Source organism: Vibrio sp. Vb1337 (assembly GCF_033338715.1).
Lineage (GTDB): Bacteria > Pseudomonadota > Gammaproteobacteria > Enterobacterales > Vibrionaceae > Vibrio > Vibrio alginolyticus.
In genome coordinates, this window is the sequence record NZ_JAWOTD010000001.1 from 1 (window position 1) to 17,085 (window position 17,085).

General features: G+C 44.8%; 12 protein-coding genes. 11 read left to right on the forward strand and 1 reads right to left on the reverse strand.

Annotated elements, in window-relative coordinates; genetic code table 11:
• Positions 1–123 precede the first annotated feature (123 nt).
• The 3 genes from rsuA to R7E42_RS00015 all read left to right on the forward strand — a co-directional run bounded on the left by rsuA (position 124) and on the right by R7E42_RS00015 (position 3,127).
• Positions 124–825: a 16S rRNA pseudouridine(516) synthase RsuA gene (gene rsuA, locus R7E42_RS00005; protein ID WP_213987220.1), complete on the forward strand. Its 702-nt coding sequence runs from the start codon at positions 124–126 to the stop codon at positions 823–825.
• Between the two features lie 437 nt (positions 826–1,262).
• Positions 1,263–2,465 carry a Bcr/CflA family multidrug efflux MFS transporter gene (locus tag R7E42_RS00010; RefSeq protein WP_213903546.1) on the forward strand — a complete coding sequence of 401 codons (1,203 nt, stop codon included), beginning with the start codon at positions 1,263–1,265 and terminating at the stop codon, positions 2,463–2,465.
• The gene (locus R7E42_RS00015; RefSeq protein WP_005378053.1) at positions 2,465–3,127 is read left to right on the forward strand and encodes a DUF2913 family protein; all 663 of its coding nucleotides are present in this window, start codon (positions 2,465–2,467) and stop codon (positions 3,125–3,127) included. Before R7E42_RS00010 ends, R7E42_RS00015 begins: the two co-directional genes overlap by 1 nt.
• 30 nt (positions 3,128–3,157) lie before the next feature.
• On the opposite strand, the gene R7E42_RS00020 is transcribed toward R7E42_RS00015, so the two are convergent.
• A complete protein-coding gene (locus R7E42_RS00020) occupies positions 3,158–4,609 on the reverse strand; it encodes a DUF2867 domain-containing protein (RefSeq protein WP_064353822.1) in 1,452 nt (483 codons plus the stop codon).
• A gap of 94 nt (positions 4,610–4,703) precedes the next feature.
• Here R7E42_RS00020 and R7E42_RS00025 point away from each other — a divergent pair, with 94 nt between their 5' ends.
• The 8 genes from R7E42_RS00025 to fabV all read left to right on the forward strand — a co-directional run bounded on the left by R7E42_RS00025 (position 4,704) and on the right by fabV (position 17,064).
• Entirely contained in the window at positions 4,704–6,080 is a 1,377-nt protein-coding gene (locus R7E42_RS00025) for an MATE family efflux transporter (protein ID WP_005378048.1), read from the forward strand.
• A 187-nt stretch (positions 6,081–6,267) separates the two neighbouring features.
• Positions 6,268–6,939, forward strand: a complete 672-nt coding sequence (locus R7E42_RS00030; RefSeq protein ID WP_005378040.1) for an ABC transporter ATP-binding protein — start codon at positions 6,268–6,270, stop codon at positions 6,937–6,939.
• On the forward strand, positions 6,920–9,373 hold the full coding sequence (locus R7E42_RS00035) for an ABC transporter permease (RefSeq protein ID WP_005378038.1): 2,454 nt from the start codon (positions 6,920–6,922) through the stop codon (positions 9,371–9,373). The genes R7E42_RS00030 and R7E42_RS00035 overlap by 20 nt, the downstream gene beginning before the upstream one ends.
• The gene (locus R7E42_RS00040; RefSeq protein WP_005378036.1) at positions 9,373–10,497 is read left to right on the forward strand and encodes a lipocalin-like domain-containing protein; all 1,125 of its coding nucleotides are present in this window, start codon (positions 9,373–9,375) and stop codon (positions 10,495–10,497) included. The genes R7E42_RS00035 and R7E42_RS00040 overlap by 1 nt, the downstream gene beginning before the upstream one ends.
• A 330-nt stretch (positions 10,498–10,827) precedes the next feature.
• Positions 10,828–11,979, forward strand: a complete 1,152-nt coding sequence (gene nhaA / locus R7E42_RS00045; RefSeq protein ID WP_005378034.1) for a Na+/H+ antiporter NhaA — start codon at positions 10,828–10,830, stop codon at positions 11,977–11,979.
• A gap of 718 nt (positions 11,980–12,697) precedes the next feature.
• Positions 12,698–13,333: a TetR/AcrR family transcriptional regulator gene (locus tag R7E42_RS00050; protein WP_005378033.1), complete on the forward strand. Its 636-nt coding sequence runs from the start codon at positions 12,698–12,700 to the stop codon at positions 13,331–13,333.
• Between the two features lie 71 nt (positions 13,334–13,404).
• Positions 13,405–15,687 (forward strand): acyl-CoA dehydrogenase, encoded by a 2,283-nt coding sequence (locus R7E42_RS00055; RefSeq protein WP_318070523.1) that lies wholly within the window; start codon positions 13,405–13,407, stop codon positions 15,685–15,687.
• 174 nt (positions 15,688–15,861) lie between these two features.
• Positions 15,862–17,064 (forward strand): enoyl-ACP reductase FabV, encoded by a 1,203-nt coding sequence (gene fabV, locus R7E42_RS00060; RefSeq protein WP_005388648.1) that lies wholly within the window; start codon positions 15,862–15,864, stop codon positions 17,062–17,064.
• Positions 17,065–17,085 lie beyond the last annotated feature (21 nt).

Below are 17,085 nucleotides of genomic sequence, written 5' to 3' on the forward strand. Positions count from 1 at the left end.
ATGAAAATATGTGAAATTGCTCAACTATTCGAACGAGGAACGCTATAATACCTGACTTTTATACCCAAGTGACCTTTAAACCAAGATTTAGAGATCACTTGGGTATAATTCAATGAGGTATTCATGCGTTTAGATAAATATTTGTGTGACGCTCTGGGTGCAACACGCAAACAGGCAACAAAGATCATCAAAAGTGGAGACATCACCGTAGACGGTGAGGTTCAAAAAAGTGGTGCACTTAAAGTACCTGAAGGTGCGGAAGTGATGTGGGAAGACCGTGTTATTGGTGCTCCTGGTCCTCGTTACATTATGTTGTATAAGCCTGCTGACTTTGTTTGTTCACATGAAGATGGCTACAACCAAACTGCATTCGCATTGCTTGATGAGCCTAAAATTGAAAACCTTCACTTTGCGGGCCGATTAGATGTCGACACAACTGGTTTAGTGTTGATTACGGATGATGGTAAGTGGTCTCACCGTATTACCTCACCTAAGCATAAGTGTGAGAAAACGTACCGTGTTTGGCTCGTCGATGCTATTCAGCCTGATTATGCGGAAAAGCTCGAACAAGGCATCATTTTGCGCAATGAATCAGAAGCAACATTGCCTGCTCGTTTGGAAATCGTGAACGAGGCCGAGAATGAAGTATTGTTAACTATCGTGGAAGGTAAGTATCACCAAGTGAAACGTATGTTCGCGGCGTTAGGAAATAAAGTTGAGTACTTACATCGTGAGCGTATTGGTTCTATCGGACTTGATGAGGCACTAGAACCAGGTGATTATCGCTACCTCACGCAAGAAGAAATTGATTCTATTTGGAATTAATTGTCGGCATGGGAAATTCTTTAGTTCCTAATAGGAACTAGTATTTTGGTAGGAATTGGCTCAAAATAAATTTTCCTACCAAAATTAGTGCCTAGACAATTCCGGTGTGCTTACTCATCTCAGTGATATGCCTTTGCATTTAGCTGAGGCATGCATACTCTTATTGCAAAGCCTTCGGCTACGGTGAATGGAATGATGGTGTCAACGCCATCATTTTTACTGCATTGTGTTTGTTTCCCATAAACACATTTCGCTTTCACATGCTTTTCTATGTCGAGTTCGTCAAGGTCACACCTTGGTACATATTTGCCCTTATGATTCTCGAACGTTGGATAGAACAGGTCTTTGACTTCTGCATTCGGCGATATGAGAACCGTCCGTTATTTTCACTTTGTTCTGCAAGTATTGACGGTAGGGCTCCAACAAGAGGTAAAAGAATGACAGAAAAAGCTCAAAGTGCTCCGCAATCCCAAATCAGTTTTCTATTGTTTCTGGTACTAGGAGCGATTGGTGCTTTGACGCCTTTGGCGATCGATATGTATTTGCCTGCGATGCCGACAATTGCGAAAGATTTGGGGGTCGCGCCTGGCGCGGTTCAGATTACGTTGACGGCTTATACCGCGGGTTTTGCGATCGGCCAGTTAATTCACGGGCCGCTTGCCGATAGCTTTGGTCGCAGACCTGTGTTGATTTTAGGCGTACTTTTCTTCGGCTTGGCTGCTGTTGTGAGTGCGACAACAAATGGCATTGATGCGCTGACCTATGTACGTACGGCACAAGGTTTTGCTGGCGCGGCAGCGGCGGTCATTATCCAAGCCGTCGTGCGTGACATGTTTGACCGTGAAGACTTTGCACGCGCAATGTCCTTCGTTACTCTGGTCATTACTATTGCGCCGTTGGTGGCACCGATGATCGGTGGCCATCTCGCGATTTGGTTTGGTTGGCGTTCCATTTTTTGGGTATTGGCTATTTTCGCTGTAGTTGTGATTTTTCTCGTACTTTGGAAAATCCCTGAAACGTTACAGCCTGAAAATCGTCAGCCTCTTCGTTTCCGCACGACGCTGAGAAACTACGCCAGATTATGCTCCAATCCTGAAGCGATCGGTTTGATGCTCTCAGGTGCGTTTTCATTTTCCGGAATGTTTGCATTTTTGACGGCGGGTTCGTTTGTTTATATTGATTTATATGGTGTTCGACCAGACCACTTTGGTTACCTATTTGGTTTGAACATTGTGGCGATGATCATCATGACCAGTATTAATGGTCGCTTGGTGAAGAAAGTTGGTTCCCATGCCATGCTTCGTTTTGGGTTGTTCGTGCAACTTTTGGCGGGGATTGGTTTATTCGTAAGTTGGTTAATGGACTTCGGATTATGGGGCATTGTGCCTTTTGTTGTGCTGTTTATCGGTACATTGTCGACGATAGGTAGTAACGCGATGGCGCTGCTTTTAAGTGGTTACCCATCAATGGCGGGTACGGCGTCGTCTCTAGCGGGGACATTAAGATTCGGTATCGGTTCATTGGTTGGTGCGCTGGTGGCATCACTGCCCGGGAATGTTGCTTGGCCGATGATCATCGTGATGTTTACTTGTTCTGTGCTTTCAGCACTGTTTTATTGGACTTTAGGAAGAAAGGCGTAATGTCGAATTACACCAAAGAAATTCAAAACTTGGTTAACTCAGCACTTGAAGAGTTAGATCAAGAGCATCGCTCAGGTAAGTTAGCCAATGCCCCTGTTGCGAATAACCATTATTTAGTGCGTTGGGTAACAAAGGCGCTAAAATCACAACGTTTCGGACGTACGGTAGGCGATGACTTAACGCGTTGGCAAAAAGCAGGTCGCTCAAAGGGGAACGATGCTGGTTTGTTGTTTATCTTTAAACGTATTTCTGCTTTTTATGCGCAATTCTTCCCTGAAGGTGAAGACTCCAAAGTGTTCAAAGATTCAGATATTGAGTCTTTTCTTGATTTGATGGAGCAAGCAGGCTGGGAAGTCTCAACGTCTGAGCAACTGATTGGGTGCGGCAAAGTACAAATCTTCACTGAAGGTCAAAACTCTTTAGCGTTATGTGCAGACCAATGCGAAAGCTGTTTTGATGGCGAGTTGCTCGTAAAGCCAATGAGTTGGTTTGTACGTGGCAATCATGCTGAGTTTGTTGAGAAAGCAGCGCAAGCGGGCTTTATGGTACATAAGGTAACAGACTACAAATCGATGGTGAAATACCATGGCGAGTACCTTATTTTTCCCGCAAACGAAGGCAACCAGTTAGCCGAAATTCCACTCTCGTTCAAAGCTGACTAAAGTGACATTTTGAGTGTTTAGAAGCCCCTGTTATTGGGGCTTTTTGTTTTCTAAACGGTTTGCTTCTTTCGCGATGGCTTTGACCATGCCTTTAAATATGAAAAGATGGGCTGGCATCATTGCAAACCAATAAAGCAGCCCAAGAAACCCTTGCGGGTGCCACCAGGCGGTAATATCCAGCTCTCGTTCGTCACCGAGATCTTTGATGGTAATTTCTAAACGCCCAAGGCCTGGGCCTTTCATACCAAAAAACAGTGAAAGAAACTGATTATTATCGCAGCGAATCACTTTCCAAGAGTCAATAAAATCACCGACTTTAAGCTCTGGTCCAGGAGGAGAAACGCGAATCGGTTTTCCGCCACCAAAAAAGATATCGAGCCATTCACGTGTACGCCACAAGATGTTGGCAAAGTAATAGCCTTTTTCGCGACTCCCGATCTTTTGCGCCACTTTCCATAATGCTGCCGCTGAGGCTTGGGTTTTAATGCTCGCTCCAGCTTGTTTTGGGTAATAGCCATATCCTGGTTGCCATCGACGAAGCGCTGCGGGTTCAAACCCCCAGACATTACTGCGTACAAATGTGCCTTCATCTTGAATGGTATCAGTTACCGCTTGCTCGTAGCTGATCAGCGTTTGAGGAAATCGTTCTTCAATCGCTTTAGAGTCTGCAATGTAGTCGTGCTCTAAGCCCGCAAGTAATGCTTTACCGATACTAGTTGGCACTGAGGTAACTAAACCTAGCCAGTACGATGCCATTTTCGGAGTAAGTAGCGGGGTCGACCACAACCGATACGGCTTGTTCGTGATTCGGCAAATGACTTTGAACTGCTCGCGGTAGCTAAGTGTATCTGGCCCTCCAACTTCATAAATTTCACTTTCTTCTGGATAGGGGGCTTCTGCTAACTTCAACAAATAGTGGTTGAGATTGGGCAAGGCGATAGGGTTCGCTTTTGAGTCGACCCATTTAGGCGCGATCAAAATAGGTAAGTTGTAGACAAAGTCACGCATGATTTCGAAAGCGGCAGAGCCGGGGCCGATGATAACGCCTGCACGCAATTCAGTTACTGGAATACCAGACTGTCGAATTATTTTTCCCGTGGCTTTACGAGCGGCTAAATGGCGAGAGTTTCCGGTTTGAGGTTGAATGGCACTCAAATAGATAACATGCTCGACGGAGCTTTGTTCCAACGCATATTTGAAGTTCAAAGCAAGGTTTAGTTCGTACTCAACAAAGTCATCACCTTGAGCCATCCCGTGCACGAGAAAAAATACTAAATCAAAATCGTTCACTACAGCCTTCGTGGTCTCTGCGTCAGCCAAGTCGAGATACCTTAACGTTAAATTAGGGTGAGGCTGAGTTCTTGACTCTAAATAATCAATATGTCGCGCCGCTGCTGTGACGGCGTAACCTTTATCTAAAAGTAACGGAAGAAGTTGAGAGCCAATGTAACCCGAGGCGCCTAGCACCAACACCTTTTTCATTATCTGTCCTTTTATCGTTGGTGGAATAAACACCACAGAGTATAATCATGAGACACTTTCCCCATTCTATCAATAAGTTGTCGTTGGAGCGCTTGTGACTTTTCTTTCTCAACTCTCAATACACGCAGATAAAGCATTCTTACGTCGTTTATTTGCAATCGCGTTACCAATTACACTGCAAAGCATGATGTTTTCAAGCCGAAGCCTCGTCGATGTTCTTATGCTTGGTCAACTTGGTGAAGCAGAAATTGCCGCAGTTGGAGTTGCTGCGCGCGCGACTTTCGTCACCACCATTATGTTAGTTGGGGTGACAACGGGTGGTGCATTGTTAACCGCTCAATATTGGGGGGCTGGCGATAAAGTTGGGGTGCGTCGCAGTACCGCTTTAACATGGATGATCGCAATGATGTTTGCTGCGATTGCTGTTGCTTTGTTTGTTGTTTTTCCACAGCCCATCATGAGTTTGACTACCGATTCACAAGAAGTGATTGAGCTAGGGGCCAGCTATCTCATTATTTCGTCGGTTAGCATGTTTGCTGTTGCATGTGTGGCCAGTATGTCGGTGGGCCTAAGGGCGATGCACCAACCAGGCTTAAGCACTTTTTTTAGTGGTATAGGCATTTTATCTAATGTGTTTCTTAACTGGGTTTTAATTTTTGGTCAATTAGGCTTTCCTGCTCTGGGGATTACGGGAGCAGCGATCGCAACGGTAATCAGTGGCGCTATCGAAGTAGGTTGCCTGTTTGGTTATCTATGGTTGAAAAAACACATAATCGCATTTGGTTGGGATGATATACGTGCAGGATTGGTCTTAGATAAAATTACGCGTTTCTTGAGCCTCTCTTTGCCAACCACATTTAACTTCTTGGCGTGGGCTGGTGGGCTGTTTGCTTATCACGCCATCATGGGGCAAGCAGGCGTACAAGGTTTGGCGGCACTTTCCGTAATGACACCTGTTGAGTCGATCGCATTGGCGATGATGATTGGTTTATCGAATGCGGCTGCAGTTCTAGTCGGGAACCAGCTCGGCGCTCGTAATTTTGAACCCGTTTATTATCAAGCATGGGCTACGGTCATTTTGAATGTGCTTATCGCATTTGTGGTCGCCGTCTTGTTGATAGTGTCAAATCAATGGATCCTTAATGCGTTTAGTGCACTGACAACAGACACTCGCGAGCTAGCTGAACAGTTTATGGTGATTCTTGCGTTGGGTGTCGTGCTACGCTCGGTGCCGATGATGGCGATTGTTGGTGTATTACGCGCGGGCGGTGATGTTAAGTTTTGTTTGTATCAAGACATCTTGGCGCAGTGGGTGATCGGGATTCCACTCGCAGCATTTGCAGCGATTTATCTCAATTGGGACCCACAATGGGTTTACTTACTCTTTTTGACGGAAGAAGTTGTGAAGTGGGCGATTTGCTTGCCAAGAATGGTTAGCCGAAAATGGATGAAAAACCTGATTGGCCAGTAAGGAGGAACAGAGTTTATTTTGGCTGCAAAAATCTGCTCAAAACGTCAACAAAATTAGCAACAGAAAGTGAATCGAGTTGCATTTGTACTTCCATAGTGTGATCAAGCATTCAAAATACTTTCTACTAACAGGATTTTAGTGTAGATTCTGATCCCAATTTTTAAACACCATCCGAGCGGCATAATCAATGTTAAAACTGTCAGACCTATGTAAAGGCTATGTAGACGGGGGAGAGTTTCACCCTGTATTACAAGGGGCAGAATTAACATTGCAGCAAGGCGACCAAGTTGCTCTGATGGGAGAAAGTGGTTCGGGTAAAAGTACTCTGCTGAATTTAATCGCCGGATTAGATACTGCTGACTCTGGTGAAGTGCAGTTTCCAAATTTTGCTATGCATGAAGCACCGGAGCATTTAAGAACCCTTTATCGCCGCAACAATATTGGTAATATCTTCCAACAATTCAACCTGCTTCCTACACTTAATATTGCCGACAATATTCGTTTTTGTCGTCAGTTAAAAGGTCTGCCGGAAGATAAAGAGTTGTGGCGTCAAATTCTTTCTGCTTTGGACTTAATGCCATTGCTAGGACGTTATCCGGAAGAGGCGTCTGGTGGTCAGCAACAACGTGCGGCGATTGCTCGCGCCCTTTATATGGAACCCAAAATCCTGCTTGCTGATGAGCCAACTGGTAGTCTAGATGAGCGAAACGCAGAAGCAGTAATGCGCTTATTAACGAGTCTCGCTCGCCAACTGGAGTGTACTTTGCTGTTAGTGACGCACAGTGAAAAAGTGGCCGCCCATATGGAAGGAAAGATTCGACTTCAAGGAGGGCAGCTACATGTTATGGCCCGTAGTTAAGGCACTACTCGGTCATTACCGTCGTTACCCTCTACAAATTATTCTTGTCTGGCTGGGATTAACTTTAGGCGTGTCCCTCCTTGTTGGTGTTACTTCTATCAACCAGCATGCAAAACAAAGTTATGCTACTGGGGAAAAGCTTTTCTCCAATCCTTTGCCATACCGAATCCGAACGAAGCACTCTGCCAATAAAATTCCTCAAGGTTTCTATATTCAGTTACGTCGAGCTGGGTTCAACCAATGTGCACCGTTTGACGTGCTGCATCTAGATGCCAAGACCGATATGAGCCTGATGTTGGTGGGGATAGATCCTGTCGCGATGATCCCACTACAACAAGGAAAATCGCTAGGTGAGATGCCTGTTTTATCACTAATGAAGCCTCCTTATCCTATTCTCGTTAGTCAAGATTTGGCCGCTTACATGAGTTGGCAGGATGGGGACTTCATTGAGATGAATGACGGAAGCCGTCTTGGGCCTATTCAAGTAGATAAGGACAAGATGCTTTCGGGTACTCGGCTGGTTACTGATATATCGTTGTTGCGTATGCTCAAGCGGAGCTCGGGTTTGTCTGCGATTTCTTGTGGCGAAATGCCAGAGGAAAAGCTGATAGCACTGAAAAACATGTTGCCAAACGGAATGACGCTCGTTAGGAATACGCGTACTGAGCTTGAGTCGCTAACTAACGCATTCCATATGAATCTCACCGCGATGGGAATGCTGTCGTTTTTGGTCGGGTTGTTTATTTTTTATCAAGCGATGTCTCTGTCTTTCATCCAGCGACAACGTTTGGTAGGTATTTTGAGACAGACTGGTGTTAACGGAACACAGTTAGCGCAAGCCTTATTGCTAGAGTTGTCTTTGCTCGTCTTTATTGCGTGGGCGTGTGGTAACTTTTTTGGCTTGATCTTAGCGAATGAACTTATCCCAGCAGTGTCTTCGAGCCTGAGTGATTTGTATGATGCCAACGTAGGTTTAACCATAGGATGGTCATGGCAATCTAGCTTATATAGCCTAATCATGGCAGCGATGGGTGCGTTGATATCGTGTCTGTGGCCATTAATCCGTTTGCTGAAGTCACAACCAATCCGCCTTTCTTCTCGACTGTCGCTAATGCGATTTGCTGGAAGAGAGTTCTCTTGGCAGGCGCTTGCGGCATGTGCGTTTTGTGTCGCTGCAATAGCGGTATATCAGGCGCCGAAAACACAAGAAACCGGCTTTGCAATTATTGCGCTGATGTTGGTTAGTGTGGCGTTGTTTATGCCATTTATTATGTGGCATATGTTCCAAAGTTTTTCTTATACCATGCGATGGGTTCGTGTCCGTTGGTTTTTTGCTGATGCAGCAGCCAGCATGAGCTATCGCGGTGTGGCTACGATGGCGTTTATGTTAGCGCTGGCGGCAAACATTGGTGTAGAAACAATGGTCGGAAGCTTTCGAGATACAACCGATAAGTGGCTAAATCAGCGATTAGCCGCTGATGTGTACATCTATCCGACCAACAATTCAGCCGCTAGGATGAGCGCATGGCTCCAGAATCAGCCAGAGGTGAACTCGGTTTGGTGGCGCTGGGAAAAAGATATGCCGACCGAGCACGGTGCTCTACAAGTTGTAAGTACGGGCTCTTCTGAAGGTGAGTTAGACTCACTTACCGTCAAGTTAGGTGTCCCAAATTACTGGTATCAACTGCACGCTACCAAGAGCTTAATGGTCAGTGAGTCGATGGCCTTGAAGCTGGATATCCGCCCTGGCGATTTCATTAACTTGCAAGAACCGCTTGGTGGTGATTGGCAAGTCGTAGGCGTTTACTACGATTATGGAAACCCATATAACCAGGTGATGATGTCGCACCGGAATTGGCTGTATGCATTTGCAGGTACGGGTAATGTTGGTCTTGGCGTAGTATTAAAAGATAACGTCAATGGAGAAGGGCTGAAAAATCGCTTAGAGAATGTATTCCGTCTCCCGCAAGATCGTGTGTTTGATAACGGTAATATTTATAGCCAAGCAATGAGAGTGTTTGATCATACCTTTGCGATAGCAGGAACCTTGGGCAATATCACGCTGATTATTGCCGTGTTTGGTTTATTCTTTGCGACGTTGGCAGGAGAACTTTCACGGCAGCGGCATTTTTCCTTATTAAGGTGCATGGGTGTGTCCGGAAAAGAACTTGTCGTATTAGGTGGTTTGCAGCTATTCGTCTTCGGAGCCATTTCTGCGATTATTGCAGTGCCGCTCGGCTTGGCGCTCGCACATTTGATCGTTGATATTATCATTAAGCAATCATTTGGCTGGTCTCTAGAGCTTCAAACGATTCCATGGGAGTATGCTCAAACCATTGCTTGGGCGATGCTTGCCATCATGGTTGCTGGCGCATTGCCAGTTATTAGAATGATCAAAAGTACACCGATGAAGTCATTAAGGGACGCGTTGTAATGAAAAAAATGGGCTCTAAAAAACGCTTGTTGGTTTCAACGCTCATTGTTGTTACGTTCGCTTTTCTGACTGGGGCTGCTTTTTACTCAACTTTTTGGTTAGAGGCGACAACAACACGAGAAAGCGAACTTGATTCTATCTTAACGCGTGAAAATCAAACGATTTTCGAGCCTGTACTACCTAATGAGCATGTCTCTTTACCCTCAGACTTTCGCTTTCATCCCGAGTATCAGCATGAATGGTGGCACTACTTTGCGAAACTAAAAGATGAGCAAGGCAAGATCTACAATGTTCAATGGAGCTATTTCAGGGTTGCGACGGACGAGCGAGAAACCAGCGGTTGGCAGAACCCTCAATTGTACATTTCACATGTTGTCGTCAGTCATGGCTCGCATGTATGGAAAGAGCAACGGGTAGCTAGAGGTGGGATAGGCCAAGCTGGTATGATCAATCGTCCTTTCAGGTTATGGATTGATAATTGGACTTGGCGATCACTCGGTGCGACGCCTTTCCCGGGCAACTTGAATGTGAATACTGATACGTTTGGACTTGAGCTCAATACCATGACAAACGGCCCCTTTGTGGTGAATGGAGACAAAGGCTTCCAAGTTAAACATGCGTTGCAATCTGTTGCTTCTTTCAGCTTCAGTGCTCCATTTTTAAAAGTAAAAGGCAGCTTAAGCTTAAATGGTAAGCGATTCTCAGTGACGGGTTCTGCTTGGGCGCAAAAAGAGTGGGGCAGCGGCTTAATTGGTGAGGGGCAACAAGGCTGGGATTGGTTTGTTTTCAATTTAGATGATGGTCGAGCATTAACTGTTAGCCGTTATCGTCACCATGGGCAAACACCGCACGTATTTGGCACGTTGTCGACACGCTCAGGTAAAGTCATCAACCTCTCAGACGATGATATCAGTATTAAACCAATGCAAGTGACCAGTTTATCCAATGGAAGAAGGTTACCTTTGCAGTGGATTATCAATATTCCGAAGCATCAAATTAACTTGACTACCCGCATTATCAAGTCAGATATGTGGCTACCCTTTGTAATACCTTACTGGGAAGGGCCTACTTTAGCTTCCGGCTCCAATGAAGCTTGGGGCTTTATGCAGCTGACAGGCTATTGAGTTGTGAAGAAAACCACCCCCTACGGGTGGTTTTTTAGTGCGCGAAGCTTCCTGGCTTTTTCTCAAAAGTACGGGGTTATCATGATGGTACAAGCCGTGTTATGCTGATTTTCTCATCATCTTGATAAATATTTGGTGCGACAAAAACAAATACGATCTCCGATCAAAATTGAGTGTTATGTTGGAAAATACGATGTATAGTAAACTTAACATCGAAAAAACCGAAGTTTATACTCTGAAGAAGCGATTATTCTAAAGTTTTCGACAGCTATACACTCTTATCACTCTTTGTTAATCGTTTATTAAGATAATAAATATAAGGACGAAACCATGAACGATGTCATTCGTGACTTTTTCAAAATGGAATCAGCAGGTGGTATTCTTCTCGTAATTGCAGCGGCAATTGCGATGACCATTGCTAACTCACCGCTGGGCGAAACTTATCAATCTGTACTGCATACTTATGTATTCGGTATGTCAGTTTCTCACTGGATTAATGACGGCCTAATGGCTGTTTTCTTCTTACTTATTGGCCTTGAAGTGAAGCGAGAGCTACTTGAAGGAGCGCTAAAATCAAAAGAAACCGCAATTTTCCCTGCGATTGCAGCGGTTGGTGGTATGTTAGCGCCTGCTCTTATTTACGTTGCGTTTAATGCTAACGACCCAGAGGCGGTTTCTGGCTGGGCAATTCCAGCTGCGACGGATATTGCATTTGCTCTAGGTATCATGGCGCTACTAGGTAAGCGCGTACCAGTAAGCCTTAAAGTGTTCTTGTTAGCTCTCGCTATTATCGACGATTTAGGCGTGGTTGTTATTATTGCACTGTTTTACACAGGTGATCTTTCTAGCATGGCGCTGCTTGTTGGCTTCATCATGACTGGTGTCCTGTTCATGTTGAATGCGAAGGAAGTAACGAAACTGACACCATACATGATAGTCGGCGCGATCTTATGGTTTGCGGTACTTAAATCTGGTGTTCACGCAACACTTGCAGGCGTAGTGATCGGCTTTGCTATTCCTCTTAAGGGTAAACAGGGCGAACATTCCCCACTTAAGCACATGGAGCACGCACTTCATCCATACGTGGCATTTGGTATATTACCTCTATTCGCATTTGCAAATGCGGGGATTTCGCTAGAAGGCGTATCGATGTCAGGCCTAACTTCAATGCTGCCATTAGGTATTGCTTTGGGACTACTGGTTGGTAAGCCTCTAGGTATCTTCACCTTTAGTTGGGCAGCTGTGAAAATGGGTGTAGCTAAGTTACCGGAAGGCATTAACTTCAAGCATATCTTTGCGGTCTCTGTGTTGTGTGGTATCGGTTTTACAATGTCTATATTCATTTCCTCTTTAGCGTTTGGAAATGTAAGCCCTGAGTTTGATACCTATGCTCGACTAGGTATCTTAATGGGCTCGACGACAGCCGCGTTACTTGGCTACGCGTTACTGCACTTTTCTTTGCCTAAGAAAGCGCAAGCGTAAGATACACACTGTTTAGTAAAGCCTCCCATTCGGGAGGCTTTTTTATGTCTTGCAGATCGGCACATCAACCACTTCAGGGTGGTTACTTTTGTGACCAACTAAGGTCTAGCTGATGGAGTTAGGGCAAATCATCGAAAGAGGCGCTTGGTAAATCTATAGGCGAAAAAAAGCCCAGCCGAAAATTTGACTGGGCGGATACAAACATAGGAGTTAATAAGAAAAAAGCAGCAACGTAACAATTAGATGGAAACAAGTTTGACGGCCAGTGAAACTTCAAATGCCCTAACTGTTACGTATATTCAGACCGAGCCTTTTCCAAACAGTTCCATTTTTTTTCAAAAAATTTCTACTTAATGCTTTCTAGCTTCTTACACATCCGAAAGTAATAGAAAAATCGAGATGGATTACCAACTTGGCGAAGTTACTAACTTCTGTGTTTCTCATTTTATCTCCCCTAGAACCGAAGATGTATTTCATACTCTCGTCGCTCACTCCGAGCCGCCAAGGCTATTGTTAGCGTTTCAATTGCGCTGGACTGAGAAATTTGATCGTTTTCTTCTGACAAGCTTCACTGGAGTATTCGATTGAATTTCAAAAGATTAGATCACACCTTTTACTGTCTGGTCAGACCAATTGGTTAAAGTGTGATGTTAATCATTTGTTAATCTTAAGTTTCGGGAGTATATTTTCAAACAGTTGTTTAATACGAGTGATTAAAATGGCCCCGAGAACATCAACAAAAGAAAAAATACTCGATGTCGCAGAAGGACTCTTTGCTGAACATGGCTTTAATGATACTTCGCTAAGAACGATAACAGGTAAAGCTAACGTTAACTTAGCATCGGTAAACTATCACTTTGGCGATAAAAAAACGCTGGTTAGAGCGGTTTTAGATAGGTATTTAGAAGCACTAATGCCGAGCATTAAGACTTCATTAATTGAGCTAAACACGCGCGATAGTTACAACATGGACGATGTCTTTGAGTCATTGCGATTACCTTTACGTACATTAAATGATGTGCGCCCAAATGGTACTGCGCTATTTATGTTGTTAATTGGCCGCGGTTATACAGACGTTCAAGGTCATCTACGCTGGTTCATTACCACCAGATACGAAGAGGTACTGAACCTTTTCACTTTCTCGATAATGAAGGCGAACCCGGAACTATGTGAAGAACAGTTGTTTTGGCGACTGCACTTCACGTTAGGGACCTGTGTATTTACGATGGCTTCAAGCCAAGCTCTTTCGGAGCTGGCAGAAAGTAAGTTTGAAAAGGAAGTCGATGTGAAATCTGTCGTCGATTTACTGATTCCATATTTGTCAGCAGGAATGTCAGCAAAGCAGTTGGCATAAGACAAATAAGAAAGTTAAACCAATAATAAGATTATACCCCGAGCGGTTACGTGAACAAAAGGATCTGAACTATGAGCTCTCTACGAAGAAAATGGATTAGTGACCCGGCTTTTAAAGTGTTCAAAAAAGTATTGCCACCTCTGTCTAGCACCGAGAAAGAGGCGATGGAAGCGGGTAGTGTATGGTGGGATGCCGAACTATTCTCAGGCAAGCCAAACTTCACAACATTGCATCATTATCCAACGCCTACACTGACGGCAGAAGAGCAGTCATTTATGGATAATGAGCTTGAGACCCTGCTAGAAATGCTTGATGACCAGAAGATTGTCAAAGAAGACAGGGATTTACCGCCTGAAGTATGGAAGTACCTACGTAAAGAGCGATTTTTCTCTTTGATCATCTCGAAAGCATATGGTGGTCGTGAATTTTCCGCTTTGGCGAACTCAACCATTGTTTCTCGTATTGCGACTCGAAGTATCAGTACCGCAGTATCGGTAATGGTACCGAACTCTCTTGGCCCTGGTGAGCTGCTATCGCACTATGGTACGCAAGAGCAAAAAGATTACTGGTTGCCTCGTTTAGCTGATGGTACAGACATCCCTTGTTTCGCCCTAACTGGCCCTGAAGCGGGTTCTGATGCAGGTGGCATACCTGATCAAGGCGTGGTTTGTTACGGCACCCATGAAGGCAAAGAAGTGCTTGGCGTGCGAGTTAGTTGGAATAAACGCTACATAACGCTTGCGCCAGTTGCGACAGTGCTCGGGTTAGCATTTAAACTGCAGGATCCTGAAGGGCTACTTGGTGACAAGAAAGAGGTTGGCATTACATGTGCGTTGATTCCCGCTGACCATGAAGGTGTCGAGATAGGCGAACGCCATGATCCTTTGGGGTCTGCGTTTATGAATGGTCCTACTCGTGGTGAAGATGTCTTCATCCCTATGGACTGGTTGATCGGTGGCGCTGATTATGCAGGTAAAGGTTGGCGTATGCTGGTTGAGTGTCTTTCTGCTGGTCGCGGTATCTCTCTCCCAGCGCTTGGCACCGCGATTGGTCACCTTACTACACGTACAACAGGTGCTTATGCTTACGTGCGTAAACAGTTTGGAATGTCGATCGGTAAGTTTGAAGGCGTCGCAGAAGCGATGGGGCGCATTGGTGGTCTTACTTACCTACTAGAAGCGACGCGTACGCTAACGACGACTTCTCTCGATATGAAAGAAAAACCTGGGATTGTAACCGCGATTGCCAAGTACCACATGACGGAAATCGCGCGTACCATTCTAAATGATTCGTTTGATATCCACGCGGGTCGTGCGATTCAAGATGGTCCAATGAACTATCTTGCTAAACATTACCTTGGTATCCCGGTTGCTATCACCGTTGAAGGCGCGAATATTCTGACTCGTAACCTGATGATTTTTGGTCAAGGTGCGACTCGATGTCACCCATATGTTCTAAAAGAAATGGAAGCCGCGGCGAATCCAGATTCTGAACAAGGTGCGAAAGAATTTGACAACTTACTCTTTAAACACATCAAGCACGCGCTCGGTAATACATTCGGTGCATTTGGTGCAGCACTAACTGGTTCTCGATTTATTAACGCGCACATGAGTGGCCCAACGCAGCAATACTACAAAGACATTACTCGTCTCAGTCGTGCACTTGCAGTAAGTGCAGACTTTGCGATGTTAACCTTAGGTGGAGACTTGAAGCGTAAAGAAATGATCTCCGCACGTTTGGGTGATGGATTAAGCTATCTATACATGGCATCTGCTGCCTTGAAAAAGTATGAAGATGAAGGCCGTCAACAAGGCGATCTAGACTTCGTTCATTACGCTGTTCAACACTGTTTGTATAACGCTTCTAAGTCATTAAATGAGGCTTACACCAACTTCCCTGTGAAATACGTTGGCGGTGTGCTTAAGGGGCTATTGTTCCCGCTTGGTAATCATTTCAATAAGCCAAGTGATGAGCTGTGTGTGAATTTGGCTGAAGCGATGATGACACCAGGCGCGCAACGTGATCGCCTCACGCATCTGTGCTACATCGGAAAATCAGAGGATGACAGCGTAGGCTTAATGGAGAATGCATTCCTTGCAATGTACGACATTAAACCTTTGGAGCGTAAACTTATGAAGGCTGCGAAGGATGGTAAAGTGGCTCGTAAAGGTCTGCTGCATGACCGTTTGCAGCAAGCATTTGAAGCGGGCGTGTTAACTGAGCAAGAAATTGATCAAATCATGGCTGCAGATAAATTGCGCTACAAGGCGATTCAAGTTGACCACTTTAGTCATGACTTTTCTGAAGTGCGAACTCATAGCCCAAAAAAGTCGCAGTTGAATCCGGCGGCATAATAGACAACTAATGTTAAGAAAAGCACCTCAATGAGGTGCTTTTTTGTATTCTTGGGGAGTGGATGGTGGGATAGTGCTCCAACCACTTGCCTTTTAAGAGCATTTTTACAGAAATTAGATGCGAAATCCCAACGAAACTTTTATCCTAACAAGGTTTTTTAAAGGAAGTTGAATATGATCATCAAACCTAGAATTCGTGGATTTATCTGTACTACAACGCACCCTGTTGGTTGTGAAGCTAACGTAAAAGAACAAATTGCGTACACCAAAGCGCAAGGTCCAATCAAAAACGCACCTAAGCGTGTTCTTGTTGTTGGTGCATCAAGTGGCTACGGTCTATCTTCTCGTATCGCTGCGGCATTTGGTGGCGGTGCATCAACTATCGGTGTTTTCTTCGAAAAAGAAGGTACTGAGAAGAAACCAGGTACAGCAGGTTTTTACAATGCCGCTGCTTTTGAAAAGCTAGCGCGTGAAGAAGGTCTGTACGCAAAAAGCTTAAACGGCGACGCTTTCTCAAATGAAGCGAAACAGAAAACTATCGAGCTGATCAAAGAAGACTTAGGTCAAATCGATATGGTGGTTTACTCACTGGCATCTCCAGTACGTAAAATGCCAGAAACTGGTGAATTAGTTCGTTCATCTCTTAAACCTATCGGTGAAACTTACACATCAACGGCTGTTGATACCAACAAAGATGTGATCATCGAAGCTAGCGTTGAGCCTGCAACAGAAGAAGAAATCAAAGACACTGTCACTGTAATGGGCGGTGAAGATTGGGAACTTTGGATCAATGCGTTGTCTGATGCTGGTGTTCTTGCTGAAGGTTGTAAGACCGTCGCGTACAGCTACATTGGTACTGAGCTAACTTGGCCAATTTATTGGGATGGTGCACTAGGTAAAGCAAAAATGGACCTAGACCGTGCAGCGAAAGCGCTAAACGACAAGTTAGCAGCAACAGGCGGCAGTGCCAATGTTGCGGTACTTAAATCTGTTGTAACTCAGGCGAGTTCTGCAATTCCTGTTATGCCACTGTACATCGCAATGGTATTCAAGAAAATGCGCGAAGAAGGTGTACACGAAGGCTGTATGGAACAAATCTACCGTATGTTCAGCCAACGTCTATACAAAGAAGACGGTAGCGCGGCAGAAGTTGATGAGATGAACCGCCTACGTCTGGATGACTGGGAACTTCGTGACGACATTCAGCAGCACTGTCGTGAGCTATGGCCTCAAATTACGACTGAGAACCTAAAAGAGCTGACTGACTACGTTGAGTACAAAGAAGAGTTCTTGAAACTATTTGGTTTCGGCGTTGAAGGCGTAGATTACGAAGCGGATGTGAATCCAGCAGTTGAAGCAGACTTCATTCAAATCTAATCGAATCACAGACTAGATAAC